The organism is Rhizobium sp. 57MFTsu3.2 (assembly GCF_012932765.1).
In the GTDB taxonomy this organism is placed as follows: Bacteria; Pseudomonadota; Alphaproteobacteria; order Rhizobiales; family Rhizobiaceae; genus Rhizobium; species Rhizobium altiplani.
In genome coordinates this window covers 13,732-35,592 of record NZ_JDWI01000010.1, presented here as the reverse complement: position 1 = coordinate 35,592, position 21,861 = coordinate 13,732, and the positions used below count along the sequence as shown (strand labels likewise).

The following is a 21,861-nucleotide window of genomic DNA, read 5'->3' as shown; positions in this document are numbered from 1 at the left end:
CAAATGGAAGGTGAGCCCATGACAACCGCAGCCGCCGTCAAGCCCGCCGCAGGCCTGGCACCCGTCCTGTCGGTCTCCGGCCTGACGACGTCGTTCAAAGTGGACGGCGCCTGGCGGCCGGTCGTGCGCGACGTCTCCTTCGACGTGATGCCCGGCGAAACCGTCGCCATCGTCGGCGAAAGCGGCTCCGGCAAGAGCGTTACGTCGCTCTCGATCATGCGGCTGCTTGCGAAAGGCAGCAGTCGCGTCGAAGGCCGCATCCTGCTCAATGGCAAGAATCTCCTTTCGCTCTCCGACAAGGAGATGCGCGGTGTCCGCGGCAAGGACGTCGCGATGATTTTTCAGGAGCCGATGACCTCGCTGAATCCGATCTTCACCATCGGGCGGCAGATTTCCGAGGCACTGACCTGCCATGGCAATCTTTCGGCGGCGGAAGCCAGGGCTGAGACGATCCGTCTGCTCGAAAAGGTCCGGATCCCGAATGCGGCCTCCCGCTTCGACGAATATCCCCACCAGTTTTCCGGCGGCATGCGCCAGCGGGTGATGATTGCCATGGCGCTCGCCCTGCGTCCCAAGTTGTTGATTGCCGACGAGCCGACGACCGCGCTCGATGTCACCATCCAGGGCCAGATCCTCGATCTCATAAAGACGCTGCAGGAAGAGGAGGGTATGTCCGTCCTTTTCATCACCCACGATATGGGCGTGGTAGCAGAGATTTCGGATCGCACCGTCGTCATGTATCGTGGCGAGGCCGTTGAAACAGGAAAGACGGAAGACGTTTTCCACCGCGGCCAGCATCCCTACACCCGCGCCCTGCTTTCAGCGGTGCCGCGTTTGGGTTCGATGACGGATCGTGCAAGCCCGCTTCCATTCCCGGTGGTGGACGCGGTGACCGGCCAGCTGAAAGAGGCCGCAGAGGCTTGCCGAACCGTTGACGATAACAGGAAGCCGGTCCTCGAAGTCAAAGGGCTGGTCACCCGCTTCGACATTCGCGGCGGGCTGCTCGGGCGCAAAACCGGTGCGATACACGCGGTCGAGAACGTTTCCTTCGACCTTCACCAGGGCGAAACACTCTCGCTCGTCGGTGAATCCGGCTGCGGCAAGTCCACGACCGGCCGCTCGATCATGCGCCTTCTCGATGCGCGGGCCGGCAGCGTTCGCTTCGAGGGGAAGGACGTGTTGAAACTCGACGGCACCAGCCTGCGCACCATGCGCCGCAACATCCAGATGATCTTTCAGGATCCCTTTGCCAGCCTTAACCCGCGCATGAGCGTCGGCACCTTGATCGCCGAACCCTTCAGCGAACACGGCCTTGGAACGCGCGCCCAGGCACGCGACAAGGCCGCCGACCTCATGGAACGGGTCGGGCTGAAGGCGGAGATGATGAGCCGCTATCCGCACGAATTCTCGGGCGGCCAGCGCCAGCGCATCTGCATTGCCCGTGCACTGTCACTTGATCCGAAGGTCATCGTGGCCGACGAAAGCGTTTCGGCGCTCGATGTCTCGATCAAGGCGCAGGTCTGCAATCTCCTGATGGACCTGCAAAAGAGCCTCGACCTGGCCTATCTCTTCATCTCCCACGACATGGCCGTCGTCGAGCGCCTCAGCCACCGGGTCGCAGTCATGTATCTTGGCGAGATCGTGGAAATCGGGCCGCGTCCGGCGGTCTTCGGCAATCCGCAGCACAGCTATACGAAGAAACTGATAGCTGCAGTGCCGGTCCCCGATCCTGCTCGCCGAGGTATCCGGCGAAACCTCGCGGCTGACGAGCTGAAAAGCCCGGTGCGTCCGCTCGACTATGTCCCACCCACACGCCAGTATCGCGAAGTCAGCCCCGGCCACCTGGTCAGGATCGACCAAGACGCCTAGGACCTAGGTTTGTGCCACTACGGTCGTGTTCTTCGACGTTTGATCGGATCGCGGGCGGACGGCGGGATTGAGAGATTCCCACCGGTCTGTGGCCCGCTTCTATCCGGAAAAACTCCTTAGCCTGCATCAGCAGGTTATAGGCGATCGCTTCGCTGGAAATACTAGATCCGAAGCCCTTCATGGACACCATTGCCGATTATGGAAGGACGACGGGAAGCAAAAGTCGTTTTGAGATGGATATGTTGACTCCTTGCAAACAGGGCTTCATGCCGCAAATGGATCACAACCTCACGCGTGATTGACTGGTCGGCCAATGACGGCCGTGCACCCTGGCAAAGTGAGCGGTCCGAGCGTTTGCGATAGGCACATTCTTTTTCGACATATTGCATCGCCGAATGGCTGTCATATTATGCGCATCCATTCGAAGTGATCGTGGTGACTAAATGCGCGATAGCGGTGGCTACGGGGAAGGCTTCGGCAAAAGGCTTGGCGCGCAGGCAACGTCCTTTGTCAGCAGAGCGCTTCGAAAATCGACGATCGCCGCAACCGAACTCCGATATGATAGTCCGAGCTTTGAACTCTCCACTCCTCCAAAGGAGGAAGATGCGTTCATGGTCGGGCACTATCTTGTCGGCTGTCCATCCTATCTTTACTGGGAGAGTGGTCGTCCCGCTCCGGCCTCGGCAATAGGTCAAGGGCAGACCATCATTTATGACCTCAAGCGACAGCCGACATTTCTCCTGAATCACGGCTTCCACACTGTTCACTACTATTTCTCCCGTGCCGCCCTAAGCGCCCTCTCAGAGGAAGCAGGTGCTTCTCCTATCGATGAGCTGCAATACAAGCCGGCATTGGCCACCGACGATCCTGTTATGCGGAATATGTCAGCCGGATTGTTGCCGTTCTTTGGGCGCCCCGAAGAAGCGAGCGTGCTCTTTATGGACCATGTGATGCTTGCGATCGGAATCCACGTGGCCGCTCGCTATGGCGGCATGAGGCTTAGGCGGGAAGGCGCGCGCGGCGGGCTTGCACCTTGGCAGGAGAAGCGGGCTAAGGAAATGATCGTGTCTAGACTTGGTGAGGATATCTCGCTCGCCGCAGTCGCCAGCGAATGCGGGGTGTCGGCCCGTCATTTTTCCCGGGCGTTTCGACAATCGACCGGTATTTCGCCGCACCAGTGGCTGACGCGGCAACGCGTGGAGACTGCGAAGCGGCTTCTCGCCGCCAACGAACTGAACCTCACCCAGGTGGCCCTGGCTTGCGGCTTTGCTGACCAGAGCCATTTCACACGAGTTTTCGTGGCGCTAACCGGAACGAGCCCAGGGTTATGGCGGCGGAATAACGCCATATGAGCGTTGTCAGGGCCGAGAGAACAGCGATCCGCCCTTAAACTTATTCCTGTCCGAATCAAACAATAGATGACCCGTCGCTTCCAGCGGCCTTCCAGTTCATCGCTTAGGATGATCCCGTCTTCAGTTGGAAACGCGGGAGAAAAAGATGGACTACGAGGCATTTTTCAATGAACGGTTGTCAGACCTTAGGTCTGAGGGCAGGTATCGGATTTTCGCCGATCTTGAGCGCACCGAGGGCACATTCCCCCGAGCTATGATTCATTCGCCGGACGGATCACGTGAAGTGATCGTGTGGTGCTCCAACGACTATCTCGGCATGGGGCAGCACCCTGCTGTCGTCTCCGCTATGAAGGAGGCCGTGGATTCATATGGGGCCGGAGCCGGGGGCACCCGCAATATCGCCGGTACCAATCACCTTCATGTCCTTCTTGAGAGCGAACTTGCCGCCTTGCATGGCAAAGAGGCGGCTTTGACATTCAGTTCCGGCTATATGTCGAACTGGGCCACTCTGACGACACTAGGCACGCATATACCCGATCTTATTGTCTTCTCGGACGCAGCTAATCACGCTTCGATGATTGAAGGCATCCGCCATTCGAGGTGTGAGCGCATTGTCTGGCGGCACAATGACATCCGCGATCTGGACGACAAGCTCCGTGCAGCCGATCCTCACGCCCCGAAACTGATTGCCTTTGAATCTCTCTATTCGATGGATGGTGACATTGCTCCCATCCGTGACATCTGCGACCTCGCCGAGAACTATGGTGCGATGACCTACCTTGATGAGGTCCATGCCGTCGGAATGTACGGGCACACCGGCGGCGGTATTGCCGAAAGTCAGGGTTTGTCAGACCGTCTGACGATTATCGAGGGAACGCTGGCCAAGGCGTACGGGGTCATGGGCGGTTACATCGCCGCGTCGGCAGCGCTCTGTGATTTCATTCGCTCGTTCGCCTCTGGCTTCATTTTTACGACAGCGTTGCCACCGGCGCTTACCGCCGGGGCATTAGCCTCGATAAGGCATCTTAAAAAGAGTCCATTCGAGCGCGCCCGGCATCAGGATCGGGTCGCCCGATTGCGCGCGCTTCTCGACCGAGCCGCCATTCCTCACATTGATAATCCCAGTCACATTATCCCGATCGTCATTGGCGACGCGGCCAAATGCAAGTGGGTATCCGACCTTCTCGTTCGGGATTTCGGCATTTACGCGCAGCCAATCAACTATCCGACTGTCCCCCGTCGGACCGAGCGTCTCCGGATCACGCCTACACCACTTCACACCGATGCGGACATCGAACACCTCGTTGGCGCACTCTCGTCCTTGTGGTCGCAGTGCGCGCTTTCCAAAGCGGCAGCCTGAGCCCGAGTATCGCGGCAATCGTTGCTGGCCGTCCGAACAAAGGAATTCGTCATGGAACAGCAGGTAAAGCCATCAGTCGCCCCACAATCCGGCATTCCACTTCGTCCCTTAGGCGCTGTGGAGCAATACTTCTGGCTTAGCGACCAAAATAGTCCCAAACACTTCTGCATGACGCTGCAGGTGTCGGGCGAAACGACAATTGAATCCTGGAAGAGTGCTCTCGAGGCTACCCGGTTGCGGCACCCACTCCTGCGTTCGAAGATCGCAAGGAATGAGTTCGGCGTTCCAAGTTTTTACATGGGCAGTGGTCGCCCGATCCCGCTAGAAGTCATCAGGTCCGAGCCGCCACATGCGTGGAAGACAGTGGTGTCGGATGAACTAATGAAGCCGTTCGAACAAACCGATGCGCCGCTCGTTCGCGCAGTTTTGTTTCACTCACCTCGCTATGCGACACTGGTCTTCACTGCGCATCACGCAGTAGCTGACGGCATGTCGATCGCATTTGTATTGCGAGACATGCTAGAGGTGATGAGTGGCGGTCACCGCGGACAGCTCGGGCTGGCCCTCGCGCAAGAGAGCATCGCCTCTGAATGGGACGTTAGTTCCGTCGGGGCAGCCCAGGGCGCAACGGCGATCCCGGCGCGAATGCTTGATAGGTCAAAGGGCTGGCCCGTCATTTCGAGCCTGCAACTGTCGCAGGAATTCTCAGCGCAGCTTAGGGTGGCTGTGCGGCGTCATGCGACGACCGTCCATGGCGCGCTCCTGTCGGCCATCATTCTGGCAGGTCGGCGGCTTTCAAAAGCATGGTGCGACGCGACAATCCGCGCCGTATCCCCGGTCAATCTCAGGCCGACGCTCGGTATCACAGACGACTGTGTTGTCTCCATCGTCTTCCCGATCGGCGGATACGCGCCGGGCATCGCGACCGGGCTCTGGGATTTGGCCAAGGATATCCGCCAAGACCTGATGCCGATGAAGACTCGAGAGGCAATTGTCGAGTCCTTCGGTGCGTTTCAGCATATCTTCGACACTTCGCCCTCGGTCGAGGAGCTCGCCGCCATCGAGTTGCAGGCTTGTGCTTGCGAAATGATGCTCTCGAACCTTGGGGAAGCGCCCTTGTCTGACGCGTACGGCGCTGTCCGTGTCGAAGCCCTTTGGGGACCATCGGTTTTTGTCGGCATCGAGGGCGAGCAGATGATCGGTGTAGCGACAGTCGGCGGCCGCATCCATTTGCTCCACACGAGCTTCACACCGATTCCCGGCCTTCTGAAGGCTGCCGAAAACCTGCTCCGGGAAGCCGTTGATTGATCATGAAGCGCAGACGATTTTGTCCTTTTTAGACAAAACATCGCCGCCCAGTTCACGACACCCGAGATGCCGCTACTAAACTCAACGAACACCAACGCGGTTCGCCGGAGGTATAGGCGATGGCTGATGTGATCGAAAACACCGAATTTGTCCCGGCCGAGGGAGCCGCGACGCCGGCGTCGATTGTGGCGGCCCTCAAGGCTGTTGCGGGCAATCCTCCAAAGGTTCGAGCAAGTTTCGCAAAGGGTCGGTGCGTACGCGGCCGCTACGTGCCTTCCGAGCGCGTAGCGGAAATTACACGTTCTGTGAATTTCACGAGACCAGGCCGTGTACTCGCGCGGTTCTCGATGGGTGGCGGCAACCCGAATGTGCCGGATACGAACAGGTTGGTGTTGCGCGGGTTCAGCTTTCGCATCGAGACCGACGGCGAGACGTCGGACATCCTTGTCGAAAGCGCACCGGTCCATTTCGCTCGCACTCTCGACCAGATGCTTGCCTTCCTTAAGGCCCGCATTCCCGGGCCGGACGGCAAACCGGACCCCGCCAAAGTCAAATCCTTTTCGGACGCCAATCCCGAGACGCTCAACCAGGCGAAGTACATTGCGGCCCGTTCGCTCCCGGCGAGCTTTGCGGGAACCACGTACTGGGGAGTTCACTCATTCCCCGTTATCAACGAAGCAGGCAAGACGAGATTCATTAAATTCAAGATCGTGCCACGGATCGGAGAGATCGTTCTGACCGATGAAGAGGCGAAAGAGAAGGCTGTGGACTTTCTCCACCATGACCTTGAGGATCGCATCCGGAACGGCGGGATAGAGTTTGACATTCTGGCGTTGCTCGATCGACCAGGCGATCCGACCATGGATGTTACCGCTCGCTGGCCCGGAGAAGATGAACGTGAAACAGTTGTCCTCGGTACGATCACGATCGATGCGATCGATAGTGATCATGCCTGCGATGTCTCGATTTTCGATCCGGGTACGTTGGCCCACGGAGTTGGCTATCCGCCCGACGAAATCTTCGCCGCGCGTCTGAAGGCCTATCGAATTTCCTTGGCAAAGCGCCAATAACGACCGATCGAACTACGAGAGCTGCCCGCGAGGAAACTGAGATGCGCAGTCAGGGAGTTTATGGACAAAGTCTCGGAGACCACTTTCACCTGGACGACGCTCCGGCCATCGTGACCAAGACGCTGAAGCGATCGGAAGTGGCAGTCACACACATTAAGTGTCGGAAACCTAGCCTGACGTCATCGATCCCGCCCGAAGATGCCTATCTGGTGGCGTATCAGATCGAAGACTGCATCGAGCACGAGCTTTGGATCAACGGCAAGGGTACCGGCAGGCTTCCCTTTTTCGGCGGCCAAACATCCTTCTACGATCTGCGTGAAGACCCAACGTCCTTCATCGGCGAAACTTCGAATTGCATGATGTACTACCTGCCGAAAAGCGCCATGGATATGATAGCGGAGGAACATGGCAAGCGATTTGGAGAGCTGGAGATGCGGTCCGACAAGCCCGCTGATGATCCGGTCATCGCCGCCCTTAGCACAACCCTGATGCCCGCTTTTGCAAATCCCGAATATGCGAGCCAACTCTTCCTCGATCACACGACGCTTGCCGTCGCCAATCATATCGCCCACCGTTACGGCGGTCTGCACGTGATTGCGCGGGCTGTCGCTGGAGGTCTCTCCGCGAAGAATGAACGGCGCGCGAAGGAAATCATCGACGCCAATCTTACGGGAGAGATTTCCCTCGCGGAACTTGCATCGCACTGCGGACTGTCGCCTCGCCATTTCGCGCGCGCCTTCAAGCAATCTACGGGAATGCCCGCGCATCACTGGATGGTGGTGCGGCGTTGCGATCGGGCAAAGGAGCTGCTTCGGGATACCGGATTGCCGATTTCCGACATTGCACTCGCCTGCGGTTTCGCAGACCAAAGTCATTTCACCCGCACCTTTTCCCGCATTGTCGGCATCTCGCCCGGCGCGTGGCGCAGGCGCGCTTAGGAGAACGATATGGAAGAGACCGGTGCTTACGGTGAGCGGTTGAGAAAGACTTTCAAAGTCGCCCGCGCGCCATCCCTTGTCGCCAAAACCTTGAAGAACGCCCGGATCGCCATCACGGAAATCCGTTGTGATAAGGCAAACACGGGCCTGAGCGAGCCGATCGCAGTCGAGGACGCGTTCCTCATGACCGTACAGTTGCGCGACGTTCCCGCTCACGACCTGTTCCTTGATGGCAAGCAAATGAAAACCGCGTTTCTGCCTGTGGGGACAACGAGCTTTTACGATCTGCGCTCGTCTCCGGTGGCCAATAGTATAAGCGCTTTTAACCACATTAGCTTCTATGTGCCCCGGACAGCATTGACGGCTATCACCGATAAGGAAGGAATTCCGTCGGTCGACGCTTTCAATCACAACCCGGGCGTTGGCGTGCAGGACCCCGTCATGCATAATCTGGTCCGTGCCATACTTCCGGCGTTCCGTTCCCCTGGTCTCGCCAATCAGTTGTTTGTCGACCATCTGACAGTTGCTGCAACCGCCCACGCAGTGCGCCATCACGCATGTGCGTTTCGACAAAAAGCGACGCGGCGCAAGACCTTGTCGGACGGAGAGGTCTCAAGAGCACAGGAAAAGCTCTCAGAACATCTGGACGGTGACCTCAGGCTGGAGGAACTTTCGGATGAGTGCGGCATGTCGCCACTAGAATTTGTGTCCGCCTTCGAGGAAACCGTCGGCGGCTCCGTTCACGCCTGGAGGGACGACCTCAGGATTGAGCGTGCGAAGCGCCTGTTGGTCCGCGGCTACGAAGCCGGAGAAGTGGCCGCGCTCCTTGGTTATGAGCAAGTTTCCGACTTCGTCGGCGATTTCATCCGAAAAGTCGGGACCGACCCGCGTGGTGTCCACTGACTATCACTACCGGTCGCTCTTTTGCACTTTCGTACGGATTCAATTTGCTCTTTGTTTGCCTCCTCTCCGCTCTATGCAATGGGTCGATCGTGCCAATAGTTGTTCGCCGCAGCGATGGCTTGAAAGTTCATCGCAATGATTTGGCAGGCCATTAAAATGGTTTCGGCATCGTCCTCGTAGATCACCACCAGCCGGTCCCGTATGCTCTTCGAAGGCTGGACCTTCCTCACCATTTCCCATGCAAGCCTGGCGGCCAGATCGACGCCTTCGCGGGGCGTTGCGGTTTCAAGTGATGCAGCGAACTCTTTCACGGATGCCTCCCAGCTTCTTTTGCCGTTGCAGGATAGTTCACTCAGGTTCGCAGGTATTGGACGGTGGCGCCGCTGCTTGCACTATCCGGCCATTCCGTACTGCACCTGAATGTTCAATTTGATGGCCCGATTTGGAAAAGAATGACAGTTGCGGAAAATCCGGATTGTGGCGTCTCGGGCAAAATTGCGTGGTGAATATAGCGAAAAGGAGCAATCGCATGTCGAACCTCACTTCCGCCAATTTCCGGATCAAACGTTGCCTGGCGGCATCAGTCTTTTGGGCCGCCGTGATAACGTCGGCCGCCTGGGCGGACGGGCAGAAAGAAACGCCGCAGGACCTCATAAACACACTCCACGGGACATTTGGTGCGCACCACGAACGGGCGGTGCACACCAAGGGCGTGATGGTCGTTGGTACATTCACGCCGACCAGGGACGCGAGTAAACTCACGAAAGCTTCGGTGTTCTCCGAAGGAAAACTCCCCGTCGTTGCGCGTTTCTCCCTTTTTGCCGGCGTGCCCGACATTCCCGATACGGCGAATGGCGCGGCACCAACCGGCCTAGCGATCAAAATCAAGGCCAAGGACGGGACTGAGTTTGATTTCGCCACCGATCAACACAACGGATTCGTCGTCGCGACGAGTGACGAATTCGCCAACTTTCTACGTTTGGTAGCCGCGAGCGGTCCGGGCGTGGAACATCCGACGCCGTTGGAAAAGTTCCTCGATAGCCATCCAATCTCTAAGCATTTTGTCGAGACACTCACGTCCCCCGCATCCTACGCAACTGCGACCTTCTTTGGGATCAACTCATTCAAATTTACCAATGGTGACGGAAAGTCGGCGTTTGTGCGCTATCGCTTTGTGCCGAAAGCCGGAGAGCATTACTTGAATCCCGAGGAACTCAACAGGATGGGACCGAACTATCTCCAAGAGGAAATCGTGTCGAGGATTTCCAAGAAGCCGGTCGTATTCGATTGGTATGCGCAGGTGGCCGAAGATGGCGACAAGATCGAAGACCCGTCTATTGCATGGCCGGAGAGCCGCAACCTCGTAAGGCTTGGCACATTCAACTTCGATGGCTTACCGCGCGATAAGGCCGTCGCCGACAAGCAAACGCTTTTCCTCCCGGGTACCAGTCACCCTGGTATCGAACCGGCTGACCCCATGCTGACGTTTCGCAACCACACCTATCCGATATCGTTCGGAGAGCGGCAGTAGGAAGCGCCAGTTGCCGGCCGCCGCCCTGTTGCGCCACGAACATTGAAAACAAAGCGCTTTTTTCGGGCGCAGATGGGCCGCGTTTCGCATCCGTTCCCCATCTGCGCCCATAATTATTTTGGGCGCAAGGGCAGGGCGACGTGTCTGCTTTGCGGCAAGAGCGATCATAGCCGTGCAAGTGAAGCAACGTCCTGTCGGCGATCTTGCGTTCTTTTGGAACCTTGACCTTCATGATGTTCGGCGCAGGACCCTGCCGGCAGATGACGTGGGAGAGCACCTCTGCAACCATTTCCTCGCTTGCATGCAGTTTGTGCTGCTGAGGCGCGCACGAAGTGGAACAAAACCACCATCAGTCCGCTCGAGGTCCAGGTCACGGTCTTGACGACCATCGAACGAGGGCGAGCAATGTGTTAATCGTCCTGGAAGGCATGAGATTAGAACGGACGCATCAATCGCTGGATCGGGCGGTGAACGCATATCTCGCAAGCTCGCGGCGCTGGCGGCCAAACTCCGGTGAAGCCGGCGGGCTGTCGAATGAGACTGCACAAAAGTCGTGAATACTCACTGAGGGATGAGGCAATGGACGAAGATCATACGAAACGCATGATCCTTGAATTCCTGAGGAAGCACACTTTGGCGGTCATTGCGACATGCCACGGCAATGGAACGCCGGAGGCGGCTACGGTCGACTTCTCGGTGCGGGACAATCTTGAGATCGTGTTCGACACTTTCAAAGACACCCGGAAGTTCAACAATCTTGCGGAGCGTCTCGGCGTCGCGTTCGTTGTCGGATGGGACGACAACATCACGGTTCAATACGAGGGTAAGGCCACAAGGGTTCCTGCCGCAGATATCGAACAATACCAGGAAGCCCATCTCAACAGCGTTCCGGCCGAAAGGGAGTTCATCGAGAGAGGGGCCGAGATGTTCAAAGCGACGCCGCGGTGGATTCGATATTCCGATTTCAACAAGGAGCCTCCCGAGCTGATCGAGATTCAATTCTGACAGACGCAACCGCTTCGGATCGCCGTCCGAGGGCGTCGGCAAAATCGTGACACCGGCCTTGAGGGCACGATAACCTAGAGGATCGCGGAGGCTCAGCAAACCCGATCATCAAGATAAATGCGGGCACTCCCAACGCTCGCGAATCGTGGGCTCGGCGACGCGTTTCGTTCTCGGAACGGCTGCTTTGGGTAGTGGGTTCAATTGATCGCCGCAACACATTCTGCAAATTTTTCCGCGGGCGTCTGATAAAGCAAGGTCTTTCTTGGACGTTCGTTGAGCTGCCAGGCGATAGGATTGAGCAGGGCTTGGCTATGTACGGACAGGCCGGGCGGAAAAATGGCCTTCGGGCCTCACGAACGAAGTCCTTTTGCAGGGCGACCTCGTCGATCGGAGCGAGCCTACTTGCCAGACAGCATCGTTTGCAGGACCCCATCGCGTCGAACTAGACCATGGAAGAGCGCTGCCGCCAGATGCACCATCACGAGGGCAAAGAACGCGAAGGCGAGATAGAAATGCGCGCTCCACAGCATTGTATGGAGGCTCGCGCTCTGCGGTAGGATCGGCGGAAGGCGGAACCCACCAAAAAGCACGATGGGATAGGCGGCTGCGGACATCATGGCCCAGCCGATCAGGGGCATGCCGATCATCAGCGCGTACAAGCCAACATGGGAGAGATGCGCAGCGAGTCTCATCGGCTCGGGAAGGTCTGCGGGCAGTGCTGGTGCGCCTGATACGAAGCGCACCAAAAGACGAACCAAGGCAAGAACGAGAATGGCGATTCCCAGCGTCTTGTGGGTTATCAGCAGCGGTACGTACTGCCGTCCGATGGTCGAGACCATTCCGACGCCGATGAACAGCATGGCCAGAATTCCGATCGCCATCAGCCAATGCAACAAACGCTGAACGGCGGAGAAGCGTGTTTTTATGTCCGTCATGGCTTTGCGCTCACTGCTGTTCGAGGATAGTGGTTCGCCTCACTGGTCCGCAGATCATAGGATCTGGCATAAGCTGCCGATCGGGCTGCCGGGAACGGATCATCGCCAACCTTGATACCGTCAGGCAAAATGGTCGGGTCAAAATTGATATCCCGGCAGGGACCATCAACCTCCGGCTCGATTTTCTGCACCACGAGCGTTCCAGCTTCGACAGTACGCCGCTCGGGCGGCCAGGCCCCCGTCGGATCCGATGTTGGATCTGAGGGGTCGGCAACTGTCAGCACGAGTGTCCAGCGCTGCGGCGATTTGGCAACGCGCTCAGTAATGTCTTCTTCGAGATGATTGGGGCCGAGTTTCGTGAAATCCGCGCCGGAGATTGGCACGGCCTGCGTTTCTGGGCGCAATGACCAACGCACTGCGTTCTTTGTACCCGCAGCATCCGTGAATATGAATGCATTGAGACTGTTAAAAGTCACCTCCGCGTAGCTGGCCGTCCAGGGAGCCGTGGTTGCCCACTCGCCAAACGCAGCAAATTCTGGATGTGCTGCCACGAAGCCTTTCATCGCTTCGGGATCCTTACTCTTCGAGGCCTCGAGCAGGTCGTAGAACCCGTGAGGCGTCGAGACCGCGAAGACGGGTGGGTCAATTAGTGCCATGCGCCAGACGCTGTTGTCAGGCGCTGAGATTTGCACGCCGACGCCCCGCACCCGCACCGTCGGATCAGCGGCGTTCGGATCAGGAGTTGCCAAGTTGAAGCGCCCGAGAACGGGGTAGTGTCCTGCGGTGAATACCGTTGCCTTCGAAAGCGCCACGGCGGTCCCATTCGATTCAAAGGTGCCAGTGAAGCAGACGCCCTTTGCGTGATTCCGCCGATGTCCCAGCGCGGGTCCGCCTGGAGGCGCCAGGGCGCTGACAAGTTCTGTTGAAGAAAGGCGGCCGGGCGAAAGCCATCCGGCAGTGTAGGCAAAGGCGCCGACGCTGAAACCGACCACCGCGGCAATCAGCATCAAGGATCCGAGAGCGGAACGCTGCGAGCCCGGCATACAAGCCTCTCCGTCTTTAGCAGTTTCTCTGCGATGCTAGGAAATCAAAGCTAGTGCGTCGACAGGCGACGACGCGGGTTTCAGCGCTTCTCCTGTTCTTGGGCCACGGAGGATGGCATTGTTGTTGAGCGCGGTCAAATCGGACTTCATAACGGGAAACGCATCCTCAATGGCCGGGATGGGGTACCTGGAAGAGGTGGCGAATCCGTGCTGTGATCGATGTTGGATGGAGCTGAGCGCCTCAAGTCATTCGACAGGTGAACTCGCTCTCCACTCGCAGTACCACGCTGTCAGCACGGATGAGCGTATTGGTGAGCCCCGGTCGGCAATCATGTCGGCGTGCCGCTGGGGCGGCTCGCGAGAACGGTATTGGTCGCTTTCATGGCTCCTTCCTTTTTCGAGGATCAAGCGGGCAAATCCGGATTCGCGCCATTATCAGGCAACATTGATGAGCGCCTTGATGTTCACGCGCGTTGCAAGCATGGACCGAAGCATCGAAGCATCGAAGCTTCAGGCGGGGCACGGCTCGCCAGTCACTAATCGGGCGAGAAGATCTCCAGCCTCAGAGCCAGGGACACCGAGGTCGCGAACTGAGTCCATGTGGTTCCGAGCTGCCAGGATCTTCCGGACTGCCGGGAGCCCTTGCCCTCGCAAGGTAGACAGAAACGCATTAGATTGCGCATGAAAAGGATCTGTCTCTTTTGCGCCAACCGCTAGGATAACGCGGCAGTGCGGGTCGTGGTGGTGAGAGAGAGGTGTGAAGCGCGCCACCTCTTCATCCGATAGCGCAATCTCGTTTTGAAGAAACGACCGCTGCAATGGAGCGAGGTCGTAAAGGCCACCGAGCAAGAACGCACCTTCGATGCCGGAGGGGATGGTACTCCCATGAAATAGGAAGCTTGCGAGGTGTGCGCCAGCCGAATGCCCGCTCACCGTTAGTGTCGAGGGGTCGCCTCCATACTCTGCGATGCGGTCAATCACCCATCGTTTGGCGCGTACGACTTGGTCGACAAGGACCTCCATCCTGTAGGCAGGCATTAATGCATAGTCGACGATGACCGCGATCGCGCCTGCCTGGGTGATGGTGTTTGCAACACAGGAATAGTCGCGCTTGGAGAACATCCGCCAATAGCCCCCATGGATGAACATGTGGACCGGAAGGTTCTTTCGTGTCCCTTCCGGATAGAAGATATCCAAGCTTTCGGAGGGACCGTCGCCATAGACGACGTTCCCAGTCATTGATAGAGTTTCGCGAGTTCTTTCACTCGCTTTCACGATCTCGCTGACAATGCTGTCGAAGTGCGCAACATGATCACGTATGCGAAATGGGTCCGTTTCCACGATTGCTCCCCAGCTCAGAAACTTGTTGCGATATATTTCGCTTCCATGAATTCGGCAATGCCATGATGCTGACCACCCTCGCGGCCAAGGCCGCTTTGCTTCACACCGCCAAACGGGGCTGCAGGATCGGATACAAGACCACGGTTTAAAGCAATCATCCCAGCCTCGATGCCGTCGGAGACCCGCAGCCCGCGTGCAAGGTCGCGCGTATAGACGTAGGCAGCCAGGCCGTGTTCCGTGTCATTGGCTCTCCGGACGGCTTCTTCCTCGGTTTCGAAGCGATAGAGCGGCGCGACCGGACCGAAGATTTCCTCTGAGGCCATCTCTGACTCAAATGGTACATCCGCCAGAACAGTCGGAGGATAGAAATAGCCGTCACCTGCCGGGGCGTCGCCGCCACAGAGTACACGGGCTCCTCGGACCTTTGCATCGTCCACGAGGCGTGCGATCTTGTCGACCGCCTTGCGGGTGATCATTGGACCGCATTCGGTGTCCCCGGAAACTCCCGACCCCATAATGAGCGCGCCCATGCGCCTTGTGAGGCCTTCGGCAAATGCATCGTATATCCCCGACTGGACGTAGAAGCGGTTGGCCGCGGTGCAGGCTTCGCCGGCGTTTCGCATCTTGGCGATCATCGCACCGTCAAGGGCCGCTTCCAGGTCTGCGTCGTCGAACACCACGAAAGGTGCGTTGCCGCCCAACTCCATGGAGCAGGAGATGACGTTCTTCGCAGCCTCGGCCAAGAGGCCGCGACCGACACCAGTCGATCCTGTAAAAGAGAGCTTTCTGACACGTGGATCCGCGAGAACCTCTGCCGTTAATGGTCCGGGGTTGGTCGTCGTCAGTACGTTTACGACACCGTTCGGCACCCCGGCCTCCTCATAGATTGCAGCCAATGCGTAAGCAGTCAGCGGTGTTTCGCTGGCGGGCTTCAGTATCACGGTGCAACCAGCAGCAAGCGCAGGCGCGATCTTCCGGGTAGCCATCGCCGCCGGAAAATTCCACGGCGTGATCAGCAGGCAGATGCCTATTGGCTGGTAGTCGACGATGATGCGATTGGTGCCTGATGGCGCTATGCCGAACTCGCCCGTAATGCGGACAGCTTCTTCCGCATTCCAGCGGAAGAACTCGGCTGCGTAGGCGACCTCACCACGCGCGTCGCGCAACGCCTTGCCATTTTCCAGCGAGATCAGTGTCGCCAGCATCTCGGAGCGCTCGATCATAAGCTCGAAGCACCGGCGCAGGATCTCGGAGCGCTTGCGTGGGGGCGTAGCCCGCCATCCCGGCGCTGCAGTGGATGCAGCTTCGACACTGGCGCGGGCATCCTCGATCGTGGCATCCGGCACGGTGGCGAGAACCTCGCCCGTCGAAGGGTTCACGACGTCGATTGTCCGACCGGACCGAGATGGCTGCCAGGCTCCATCGATGTAGAGGCCGCGTGCGGTCGCCGTGAGATCCGGCAGTTGGTGGTCGACTTGAGGTATGTGTTGGGCAATGGTCATGATGCTTCCCCGATTCTCTTAGTTGGCGGATGCGACGAGATCGCCTTCGTAGGCCGCTCTGACGAGACGCTTCATGGCGTCGAGGTCAAAAGACCGCGGATTGTTTTTGATGAGCCTGTCGATGCCGAAGGCCTGTTCAGCGGTCCAGTCCAGCTTGTCGGCAGCAAGGCCCAGATCCGCGAGCGTCCGTGTAATGCCTATTGTTGCAAACAGCCTGCGGATCTCTTCGATAGCGGCGACTGCAAGTTCTTCGTCGCTACGGTTCGCGTTGTCGAGGCCGAGTGCGGTGCCGATTTCGGCCATCTCGGCAGCGGACACGGATCTGTTGTAATTCATCACATAGGGCATCATGGTAGCGACACCGAGACCGTGTGCTGTGTGGGTCAGCGCTCCGGCCGGATATTGGATCGCGTGAGCCGCAGCGGTCCCTGCAGTCCCAAAGGCACATCCGGCCGCCAACGCACCCATCATGACATCGGCCCGTGCGTCTTCATCGGAGCCATTCTTGCAGGCCCTCTCCAGGCTGCGGCCGAGAAGCTTGATCGCCAGCAACGCGAAATGATCGGTAAGAGCGCTCTTTCCGATGAATACATGGTTCTGAGCAAGCAGCGGATCGGTACCGCGTCGCGCCGCGGTGAAGGCCTCGATTGCGTGGGTGAGGGCGTCGGCCCCCGCAACCGCCGTCAGTCCGGGCGGGCAGGTCATCGTAAGTTCGGGATCGCAGATGGCGGTCGTGGCGATCAGATAGGGACTGGATATCCCAACCTTGAGCGTGCGTTCGGAATCGGAAATGACAGCGACGGGCGTGACTTCGGACCCCGTCCCTGCCGTCGTCGGCACAGCGATGATCGGAAGCGTCGGGCCGGGCACCTTGTACTCGCCGTAGTAGTCCTTCAACTGCCCGCCATGGCTAAGGAGCAAGGCGGCACACTTTGCCATGTCCAGACAGCTTCCTCCACCAATGCCAATCACCATGTCCGGGTGAAAGGTTCGTGCTTCCTCCACACAGACGGAAACTGTCTCGATGGGAACGTCCGGCTGGACACCATCGTGGATCAGTACTGTGATCGAGGCGGCCTCGAGCGCCTTCACGATATCCGCGAAGACGGGCGTAGCAGCGAACCGCTCGTCAGTGCATAGCAACGCACGCCTGCCCAGCTTCGCGGCAATGTGCGGGAGGGCATGACGTTGTCCCTTGCCGAAGAGAATTTCCTGGGGAAGCCGAATGGCGGCGAAAAGGGTCATTGTGCATGTCCTTTGACAAGTGCTTCGTTTGAGCGGGAAAGGGCGTTAAGTTCGTCCCAAAGCCTTCCAGGAATCTCGATTCCGTCGCAGAGCGCCTGCTGGCGGCGCGACCAGGTGCCGTCGCCAGGGACCGTTACTGGTCGTGTGGGCTCGGCTGGACGCGATTTCCGGATGCGATCGAGGTAGGTACTGAAGCAAGCGAGGAGGTCGGGCTGCTTGCCGGCGTCGATGGCAATCAACACGTCCCCCTTGTTGCAGATGGCATCGGCATCCAGCGTTCCCCGGACGTCAGGCGCAGTCGATGAGTCCGCAATCGAGGCCACCAGCAATTCAAGTGCCATACCAAGAGCGTATCCCTTGGCGTCGCCGAACGGAGCGATCGACCCGTTCATTGCAGCGGCGGCGTCGGTCGTCATTTCTCCGTCGCTGTCGCGTGCCCAACCCTCCGGGATCGCGCATCCGTTTGCCGCATGGTGATGGATCTTCCCCATTGAAACCACAGAGGTCGCGAGATCGACGACAAGCGGTCGGTCCGCAGTCGGCACGGCAATCGCAAGGGGATTGGTGCCGAGGAGGGGCGTTGTCCCGCCATATGGGTGGACAAGTGCCTCGCTCGAAGATAGCGCGATCCCGATGATGCCTTCTTTCGCGAGGTGCTCTACGTAATAGGCGAGCATCCCCAGGTGGTTTGAGTTCCTGATGCCAGCAACGGCGACGCCTGTCGAAGAAGCTCGTTCAGAGAGCATGGTGCATGCCTGGAGAGCGACCACTGGCCCCAGTCCGCGCAGCCCGTCGATCTTCAGGAATGACGGCGTTCGCCAGTGTGATTTCCCTTGGGTGCTTGGATCGATGAGACCATTGCCAATTCTCTGAAGAATCCTCGGCAGCCTTTGAAGGCCATGCGATGGATGACCTCTCAACTCTGCTTCGACGAGAACGTCGGTTTGCTGCAAAGCGTATGAACGAGGGGTCCCTTTTTCCTCGAGAAGGTTCCTCACCAGGTCCGCCGCTATCTCCCTCTTTACTCTCACGACAGCTCCAAATAAAATCCTATAGGATATAGTATTGAATATCGGCGAGCATCGTGTTAGCGATTGGTTCTGTCAAGAGGCAATAGATGATGCAGAATAGAACACCCACGATCCTTAACGATGCGCCGGACACGGGCGCGTTCATCCCGAGGGCCAATAGTCTTGCGGGAAGCGTCTATGAGGCAATCTTCGCCCAATTGATGGCTTTGAAGATTCCCCCAGGCGCAAGGATCAATGTCGATAATCTGGTGCGCGAACTGAATGTCTCGCAGACGCCCATCCGCGAAGCGCTTGGGCGGCTGGAAGGGGAGGGACTGGTAGTCAAGACCCACCTAATCGGTTACAGCGCGGCTCCCCAGATCGCCCGACGCCGCTTCGACGAGCTTTATCAGCTGCGTCTTCTGCTTGAGCCGGACAGCGCAGCCAGAGCGGCCCTCGCGATGGACGATGAAAAGCTTGCAACGCTTCGCGAAGCAGCCGGAGTGATGGGGCGACGTGATGGCACCGATGAGCGCCTTCGCTATTCGACCTTCGCGCGCCAGGACGCAATGTTCCACGACCGTATCCTCGAATATGCGGGCAACGAGCTCATCCGCGAGACGCTCAATCACCAGCACACGCATTTCCATATCTTCCGTCTGATGTTCCACTCACGGGTGACCGAGGAGGCTCTCGACGAACACGAAGCGTTACTGACGGCATTCGCTGCAGGCGACGCTTCCGCCGCCGAGAAGGCGATGCGCGTCCACCTTGAGCATTCGCGGGACAGGCTGCTCCCAGCTTTCGATTGAGGAATCTGCGATGTCGAGCGTTGTCAGCATTCAGAGAGATGGAAGAGCGCCCGTGGTTCAGGCCGATGACCTCGCACGTCAGCCGGTGTTGCGTGCCGAAAACCTTTCCAAGGAGTATGGCCAGGTCACGGTTCTTTCGGATGTGACACTGGACATCCTTCCCGGCGAGATTCACGCGATCATCGGCGAGAACGGTGCCGGCAAATCGACTTTCATGCGGCTTCTGTCCGGCTACGCCGAACCTACCGCAGGTTCGCTGAGCATGGACAAGGGCGTGGTCCGTTTTGTCGGGCCTGAGCAGGCCCAGCAGGCTGGTATTGTTCTGGTCCATCAGGAAATTCTGCTTGCCGATGCCCTGACTGTCGCGGAAAACCTGTTCCTCGGCCGCGAATTGATGCGCAACGGAGTCGTTGACGACCGGACGATGCGCCGTCTCGCCGCTGAGAAGCTGGCCGAACTCGGAAGCATGGTTTCCCCCAATGCGCTGGTGCGAAACATCTCGCTTGCCGACCGCCAGCTTGTCCAGATCGCTCGGGCGCTGCTGGATGATCATAGGCTGGTGATCTTCGACGAACCGACAGCCGTCCTTACGGGGGACGAGGTCGAGCGATTGCTCTCGATCATCTTGCAACTCAAGGCGCAGGAGATTGCTGTCCTCTATATCAGCCACCGTCTCGACGAGGTGCAGCGAATTGCAGACAAGGTAACGGTGCTGCGCGACGGCAAGCTGGTCGGCACGCACCCGGGCCACAGTCTCAGTCAGTTGGACATGGCGCGTCTGATGGTCGGACGCGACCTCGCGGCGCTCTATCCGGAAAAGTCACCCGCGGCCGCTGGTGAAAAGATGCTTTCAGTCCGCAACCTGTCAGTTCCGGGTTTTGCAAAGGAAATCACCTTCGACGTTCGCAAATCCGAGATTCTCGGCTTCGCCGGAATGATCGGGGCAGGCCGGACGGAGCTATTCGAAGGGATCATGGGGTTGAGACCGGCAACTGGCGAAGTCGAACTCGAAGGCAAGTCGATCAACATTCATTCGCCGCGGGCGGCGATCGACGCCGGGATCGGTTACTTGACCGAAGACCGGAAGGGAAAAGGACTTCTCCTCCAGGAGCGGCTTGCACCCAACCTCACCCTGTCCGCGCTTCAACGGTTTCATCCCGGTTTGTTGATGCGGCGACGCCGCGAACAGACCGCTCTGACACAGGCCATCGATCAATACGACATCCGATTGAAGAGTCTGGGGGTGAAAGCAGGACAGCTATCCGGTGGCAATCAACAAAAGCTCCTGCTTGCGAAGGTATTGTTGACCGCGCCCTCGGTCGTCGTCATCGACGAGCCGACGCGTGGCATCGATATCGCCAACAAGGCGCAGATCTACGCATTCATCCAGCGGCTCGTGGCTCAGGGGAAGGCGTGCGTCGTGATCTCCTCCGAAATGCAGGAACTGATCGGGATCTGCGATCGAATTCTTGTGATGCGGGAAGGGCGCATCGCGGGGGAGGTCTCAGGAGACGAAATGACGGAGCACAACGTCGCGCTTCTGGCGACAAGCGACGCTGCTCCGGGAAAAGGCGAGGGAGGAAACAGATGACTGTTATTACGGGTTCGACCCCGGTCAAACCGGAGCGGGAATGGAATATCGGATGGGCGGATGTGGGACCATTTATGGCTCTGATCGCATTGCTGGCAATCGGTTTTGCGGTCAATCCGGATTTCCTCTCCGCGACCAATCTCGGCAACGTCATCACCCGCAGCGCCTTCATTGCGATCATCGCGGTCGGCGCAACCTTCGTCATCTCGTCGGGGGGCCTTGATCTCTCCGTGGGCTCCATGGCCGCATTCATCACCGGGATCACGATCATGTTCATGAACCGGATGGCACCCGACTGGGGTGTTTCGGCAATCCCGGCCGGGATGGTGGTGGCGATTGCCGTGGGTCTCCTCTGCGGATTGATGAACGGTATTATTGTGACTGTCGGCAAGATCGAGCCGTTCATCGCGACGCTCGGAACAATGGGCATCTTCAGGGCACTGATCACGTACATGTCCGACGGCGGCACGATCCCGATCGATCGCACCCTCCGCGACGCGTACCGCCCCGTGTACTTTGGCACCGTCGCGGGCATCCCGTTGCCGATCCTGATCTCGATTGCCGTCGCTGTCGTCGCCTCGTTCATTCTCTACAAGATGAAGTACGGGCGCAAATGCGCCGCGGTCGGGGCCAACGAGGACGTTGCCCGCTATTCCGGCATATCGATAATCAAGACCCGCACGATCGCCTACGCCATCCAGGGTGCCTGCGTTGCGATCGCCGCGATCTGCTACGTGCCGCGTCTTGGCGCGGCCACCCCGACGACTGGCGTTCTCTGGGAGCTCCAAGTCATCACGGCAGTTGTCATCGGCGGAACCGCACTCCGCGGCGGCAAGGGTCACGTCTGGGGCACGGTCGCCGGAGCGGTCATCCTTGAACTCATCGCCAACCTGATGGTGCTGTCCGACTTCGTTTCCGAATACCTGGTGGCGGGCGTCCAGGGCGTGATCATCATCATCGCGATGCTCATTCAGAGGTTCTCGAAATAATCCGCGTCCGGACCGCGCGGCGAATGAATTTTGTCGGTCCTATTCTGGGAGGAATGA

19 protein-coding genes and 1 pseudogene are annotated in these 21,861 nt (G+C 58.5%); 12 read left to right on the top strand and 8 right to left on the bottom strand.

Going from position 1 to position 21,861, the window contains the following annotated elements; all coding sequences use genetic code 11:
* The first annotated feature begins 18 nt into the window (after positions 1 to 18).
* The 7 genes from AF71_RS12905 (at position 19) to AF71_RS12875 (ending at position 8,800) form a co-directional block, all read left to right on the top strand.
* Entirely contained in the window at positions 19 to 1,869 is a 1,851-nt protein-coding gene (locus AF71_RS12905; protein ID WP_169681574.1) for an ABC transporter ATP-binding protein, read from the top strand.
* A gap of 443 nt (positions 1,870 to 2,312) precedes the next feature.
* Positions 2,313 to 3,221 (top strand): AraC family transcriptional regulator, encoded by a 909-nt coding sequence (locus tag AF71_RS12900; protein ID WP_169681572.1) that lies wholly within the window; start codon positions 2,313 to 2,315, stop codon positions 3,219 to 3,221.
* A gap of 145 nt (positions 3,222 to 3,366) precedes the next feature.
* Positions 3,367 to 4,581, top strand: a complete 1,215-nt coding sequence (gene hemA, locus AF71_RS12895) for a 5-aminolevulinate synthase (RefSeq protein ID WP_169681570.1) — start codon at positions 3,367 to 3,369, stop codon at positions 4,579 to 4,581.
* A gap of 51 nt (positions 4,582 to 4,632) precedes the next feature.
* Positions 4,633 to 5,889 (top strand): condensation domain-containing protein, encoded by a 1,257-nt coding sequence (locus tag AF71_RS12890; RefSeq protein WP_169681568.1) that lies wholly within the window; start codon positions 4,633 to 4,635, stop codon positions 5,887 to 5,889.
* A 119-nt stretch (positions 5,890 to 6,008) separates the two neighbouring features.
* A complete protein-coding gene (locus AF71_RS12885; RefSeq protein WP_169681566.1) occupies positions 6,009 to 6,959 on the top strand; it encodes a catalase family peroxidase in 951 nt (316 codons plus the stop codon).
* A gap of 41 nt (positions 6,960 to 7,000) precedes the next feature.
* A complete protein-coding gene (locus AF71_RS12880; protein ID WP_169681564.1) occupies positions 7,001 to 7,897 on the top strand; it encodes an AraC family transcriptional regulator in 897 nt (298 codons plus the stop codon).
* Between the two features lie 9 nt (positions 7,898 to 7,906).
* Positions 7,907 to 8,800 carry an AraC family transcriptional regulator gene (locus tag AF71_RS12875; protein WP_112658381.1) on the top strand — a complete coding sequence of 298 codons (894 nt, stop codon included), beginning with the start codon at positions 7,907 to 7,909 and terminating at the stop codon, positions 8,798 to 8,800.
* A 71-nt stretch (positions 8,801 to 8,871) separates the two neighbouring features.
* On the opposite strand, the gene AF71_RS12870 is transcribed toward AF71_RS12875, so the two are convergent.
* The gene (locus AF71_RS12870) at positions 8,872 to 9,111 is read right to left on the bottom strand and encodes a hexameric tyrosine-coordinated heme protein (protein WP_018858175.1); all 240 of its coding nucleotides are present in this window, start codon (positions 9,109 to 9,111) and stop codon (positions 8,872 to 8,874) included.
* Between the two features lie 218 nt (positions 9,112 to 9,329).
* Between AF71_RS12870 and AF71_RS12865 the strand changes: the two genes are divergently transcribed.
* Both AF71_RS12865 and AF71_RS12860 read left to right on the top strand, forming a co-directional pair.
* Entirely contained in the window at positions 9,330 to 10,331 is a 1,002-nt protein-coding gene (locus AF71_RS12865; protein ID WP_169681562.1) for a catalase family peroxidase, read from the top strand.
* 579 nt (positions 10,332 to 10,910) lie between these two features.
* Entirely contained in the window at positions 10,911 to 11,336 is a 426-nt protein-coding gene (locus tag AF71_RS12860; RefSeq protein WP_169681560.1) for a pyridoxamine 5'-phosphate oxidase family protein, read from the top strand.
* A gap of 197 nt (positions 11,337 to 11,533) precedes the next feature.
* Here the strand turns inward: AF71_RS12860 and AF71_RS31640 are convergent.
* The 7 genes and pseudogenes from AF71_RS31640 to AF71_RS12830 form a co-directional block, all read right to left on the bottom strand.
* Positions 11,534 to 11,671: pseudogene (locus AF71_RS31640) on the bottom strand (IS30 family transposase); the annotation flags it as partial.
* Between the two features lie 63 nt (positions 11,672 to 11,734).
* On the bottom strand, positions 11,735 to 12,271 hold the full coding sequence (locus AF71_RS12855; protein ID WP_112658375.1) for a cytochrome b: 537 nt from the start codon (positions 12,269 to 12,271) through the stop codon (positions 11,735 to 11,737).
* The gene (locus AF71_RS12850) at positions 12,268 to 13,314 is read right to left on the bottom strand and encodes a catalase family peroxidase (protein ID WP_169681558.1); all 1,047 of its coding nucleotides are present in this window, start codon (positions 13,312 to 13,314) and stop codon (positions 12,268 to 12,270) included. The genes AF71_RS12855 and AF71_RS12850 overlap by 4 nt, the downstream gene beginning before the upstream one ends.
* Positions 13,315 to 13,824: 510 nt before the next feature.
* Complete coding sequence (locus tag AF71_RS12845; protein ID WP_210258251.1) at positions 13,825 to 14,553, bottom strand: alpha/beta hydrolase; 729 nt, start codon at positions 14,551 to 14,553, stop codon at positions 13,825 to 13,827.
* A 116-nt stretch (positions 14,554 to 14,669) separates the two neighbouring features.
* On the bottom strand, positions 14,670 to 16,157 hold the full coding sequence (locus AF71_RS12840; RefSeq protein WP_169681554.1) for an NAD-dependent succinate-semialdehyde dehydrogenase: 1,488 nt from the start codon (positions 16,155 to 16,157) through the stop codon (positions 14,670 to 14,672).
* 18 nt (positions 16,158 to 16,175) lie between these two features.
* A complete protein-coding gene (locus AF71_RS12835) occupies positions 16,176 to 17,402 on the bottom strand; it encodes an iron-containing alcohol dehydrogenase (RefSeq protein WP_169681552.1) in 1,227 nt (408 codons plus the stop codon).
* The gene (locus AF71_RS12830) at positions 17,399 to 18,415 is read right to left on the bottom strand and encodes an Ldh family oxidoreductase (RefSeq protein WP_051085602.1); all 1,017 of its coding nucleotides are present in this window, start codon (positions 18,413 to 18,415) and stop codon (positions 17,399 to 17,401) included. The genes AF71_RS12835 and AF71_RS12830 overlap by 4 nt, the downstream gene beginning before the upstream one ends.
* A 107-nt stretch (positions 18,416 to 18,522) precedes the next feature.
* Between AF71_RS12830 and AF71_RS12825 the strand changes: the two genes are divergently transcribed.
* Genes AF71_RS12825 through AF71_RS12815 form a run of 3 tightly spaced genes read left to right on the top strand, consistent with a single transcriptional unit; the run spans position 18,523 to position 21,804 of the window.
* Positions 18,523 to 19,224 carry a GntR family transcriptional regulator gene (locus AF71_RS12825; protein ID WP_112648121.1) on the top strand — a complete coding sequence of 234 codons (702 nt, stop codon included), beginning with the start codon at positions 18,523 to 18,525 and terminating at the stop codon, positions 19,222 to 19,224.
* 10 nt (positions 19,225 to 19,234) lie between these two features.
* Complete coding sequence (locus AF71_RS12820) at positions 19,235 to 20,815, top strand: sugar ABC transporter ATP-binding protein (RefSeq protein ID WP_210258250.1); 1,581 nt, start codon at positions 19,235 to 19,237, stop codon at positions 20,813 to 20,815.
* Positions 20,812 to 21,804: an ABC transporter permease gene (locus tag AF71_RS12815; protein WP_169681550.1), complete on the top strand. Its 993-nt coding sequence runs from the start codon at positions 20,812 to 20,814 to the stop codon at positions 21,802 to 21,804. Before AF71_RS12820 ends, AF71_RS12815 begins: the two co-directional genes overlap by 4 nt.
* Positions 21,805 to 21,861 lie beyond the last annotated feature (57 nt).

Excerpts from the sequence above, each read along its gene's own strand:
- AF71_RS12905 (WP_169681574.1), top strand. The coding sequence starts at position 19 with ATGACAACCGCAGCCGCCGTCAAGCCCGCCGCAGGCCTGGCACCCGTC.
- AF71_RS12900 (WP_169681572.1), top strand. The coding sequence starts at position 2,313 with ATGCGCGATAGCGGTGGCTACGGGGAAGGCTTCGGCAAAAGGCTTGGC.
- hemA (WP_169681570.1), top strand. The coding sequence starts at position 3,367 with ATGGACTACGAGGCATTTTTCAATGAACGGTTGTCAGACCTTAGGTCT.
- AF71_RS12890 (WP_169681568.1), top strand. The coding sequence starts at position 4,633 with ATGGAACAGCAGGTAAAGCCATCAGTCGCCCCACAATCCGGCATTCCA.
- AF71_RS12885 (WP_169681566.1), top strand. The coding sequence starts at position 6,009 with ATGGCTGATGTGATCGAAAACACCGAATTTGTCCCGGCCGAGGGAGCC.
- AF71_RS12880 (WP_169681564.1), top strand. The coding sequence starts at position 7,001 with ATGCGCAGTCAGGGAGTTTATGGACAAAGTCTCGGAGACCACTTTCAC.
- AF71_RS12875 (WP_112658381.1), top strand. The coding sequence starts at position 7,907 with ATGGAAGAGACCGGTGCTTACGGTGAGCGGTTGAGAAAGACTTTCAAA.
- AF71_RS12865 (WP_169681562.1), top strand. The coding sequence starts at position 9,330 with ATGTCGAACCTCACTTCCGCCAATTTCCGGATCAAACGTTGCCTGGCG.
- AF71_RS12860 (WP_169681560.1), top strand. The coding sequence starts at position 10,911 with ATGGACGAAGATCATACGAAACGCATGATCCTTGAATTCCTGAGGAAG.
- AF71_RS12855 (WP_112658375.1), bottom strand. The coding sequence starts at position 12,271 with ATGACGGACATAAAAACACGCTTCTCCGCCGTTCAGCGTTTGTTGCAT.
- AF71_RS12850 (WP_169681558.1), bottom strand. The coding sequence starts at position 13,314 with ATGCCGGGCTCGCAGCGTTCCGCTCTCGGATCCTTGATGCTGATTGCC.
- AF71_RS12845 (WP_210258251.1), bottom strand. The coding sequence starts at position 14,553 with ATGACTGGGAACGTCGTCTATGGCGACGGTCCCTCCGAAAGCTTGGAT.
- AF71_RS12840 (WP_169681554.1), bottom strand. The coding sequence starts at position 16,157 with ATGACCATTGCCCAACACATACCTCAAGTCGACCACCAACTGCCGGAT.
- AF71_RS12835 (WP_169681552.1), bottom strand. The coding sequence starts at position 17,402 with ATGACCCTTTTCGCCGCCATTCGGCTTCCCCAGGAAATTCTCTTCGGC.
- AF71_RS12825 (WP_112648121.1), top strand. The coding sequence starts at position 18,523 with ATGCAGAATAGAACACCCACGATCCTTAACGATGCGCCGGACACGGGC.
- AF71_RS12820 (WP_210258250.1), top strand. The coding sequence starts at position 19,235 with ATGTCGAGCGTTGTCAGCATTCAGAGAGATGGAAGAGCGCCCGTGGTT.
- AF71_RS12815 (WP_169681550.1), top strand. The coding sequence starts at position 20,812 with ATGACTGTTATTACGGGTTCGACCCCGGTCAAACCGGAGCGGGAATGG.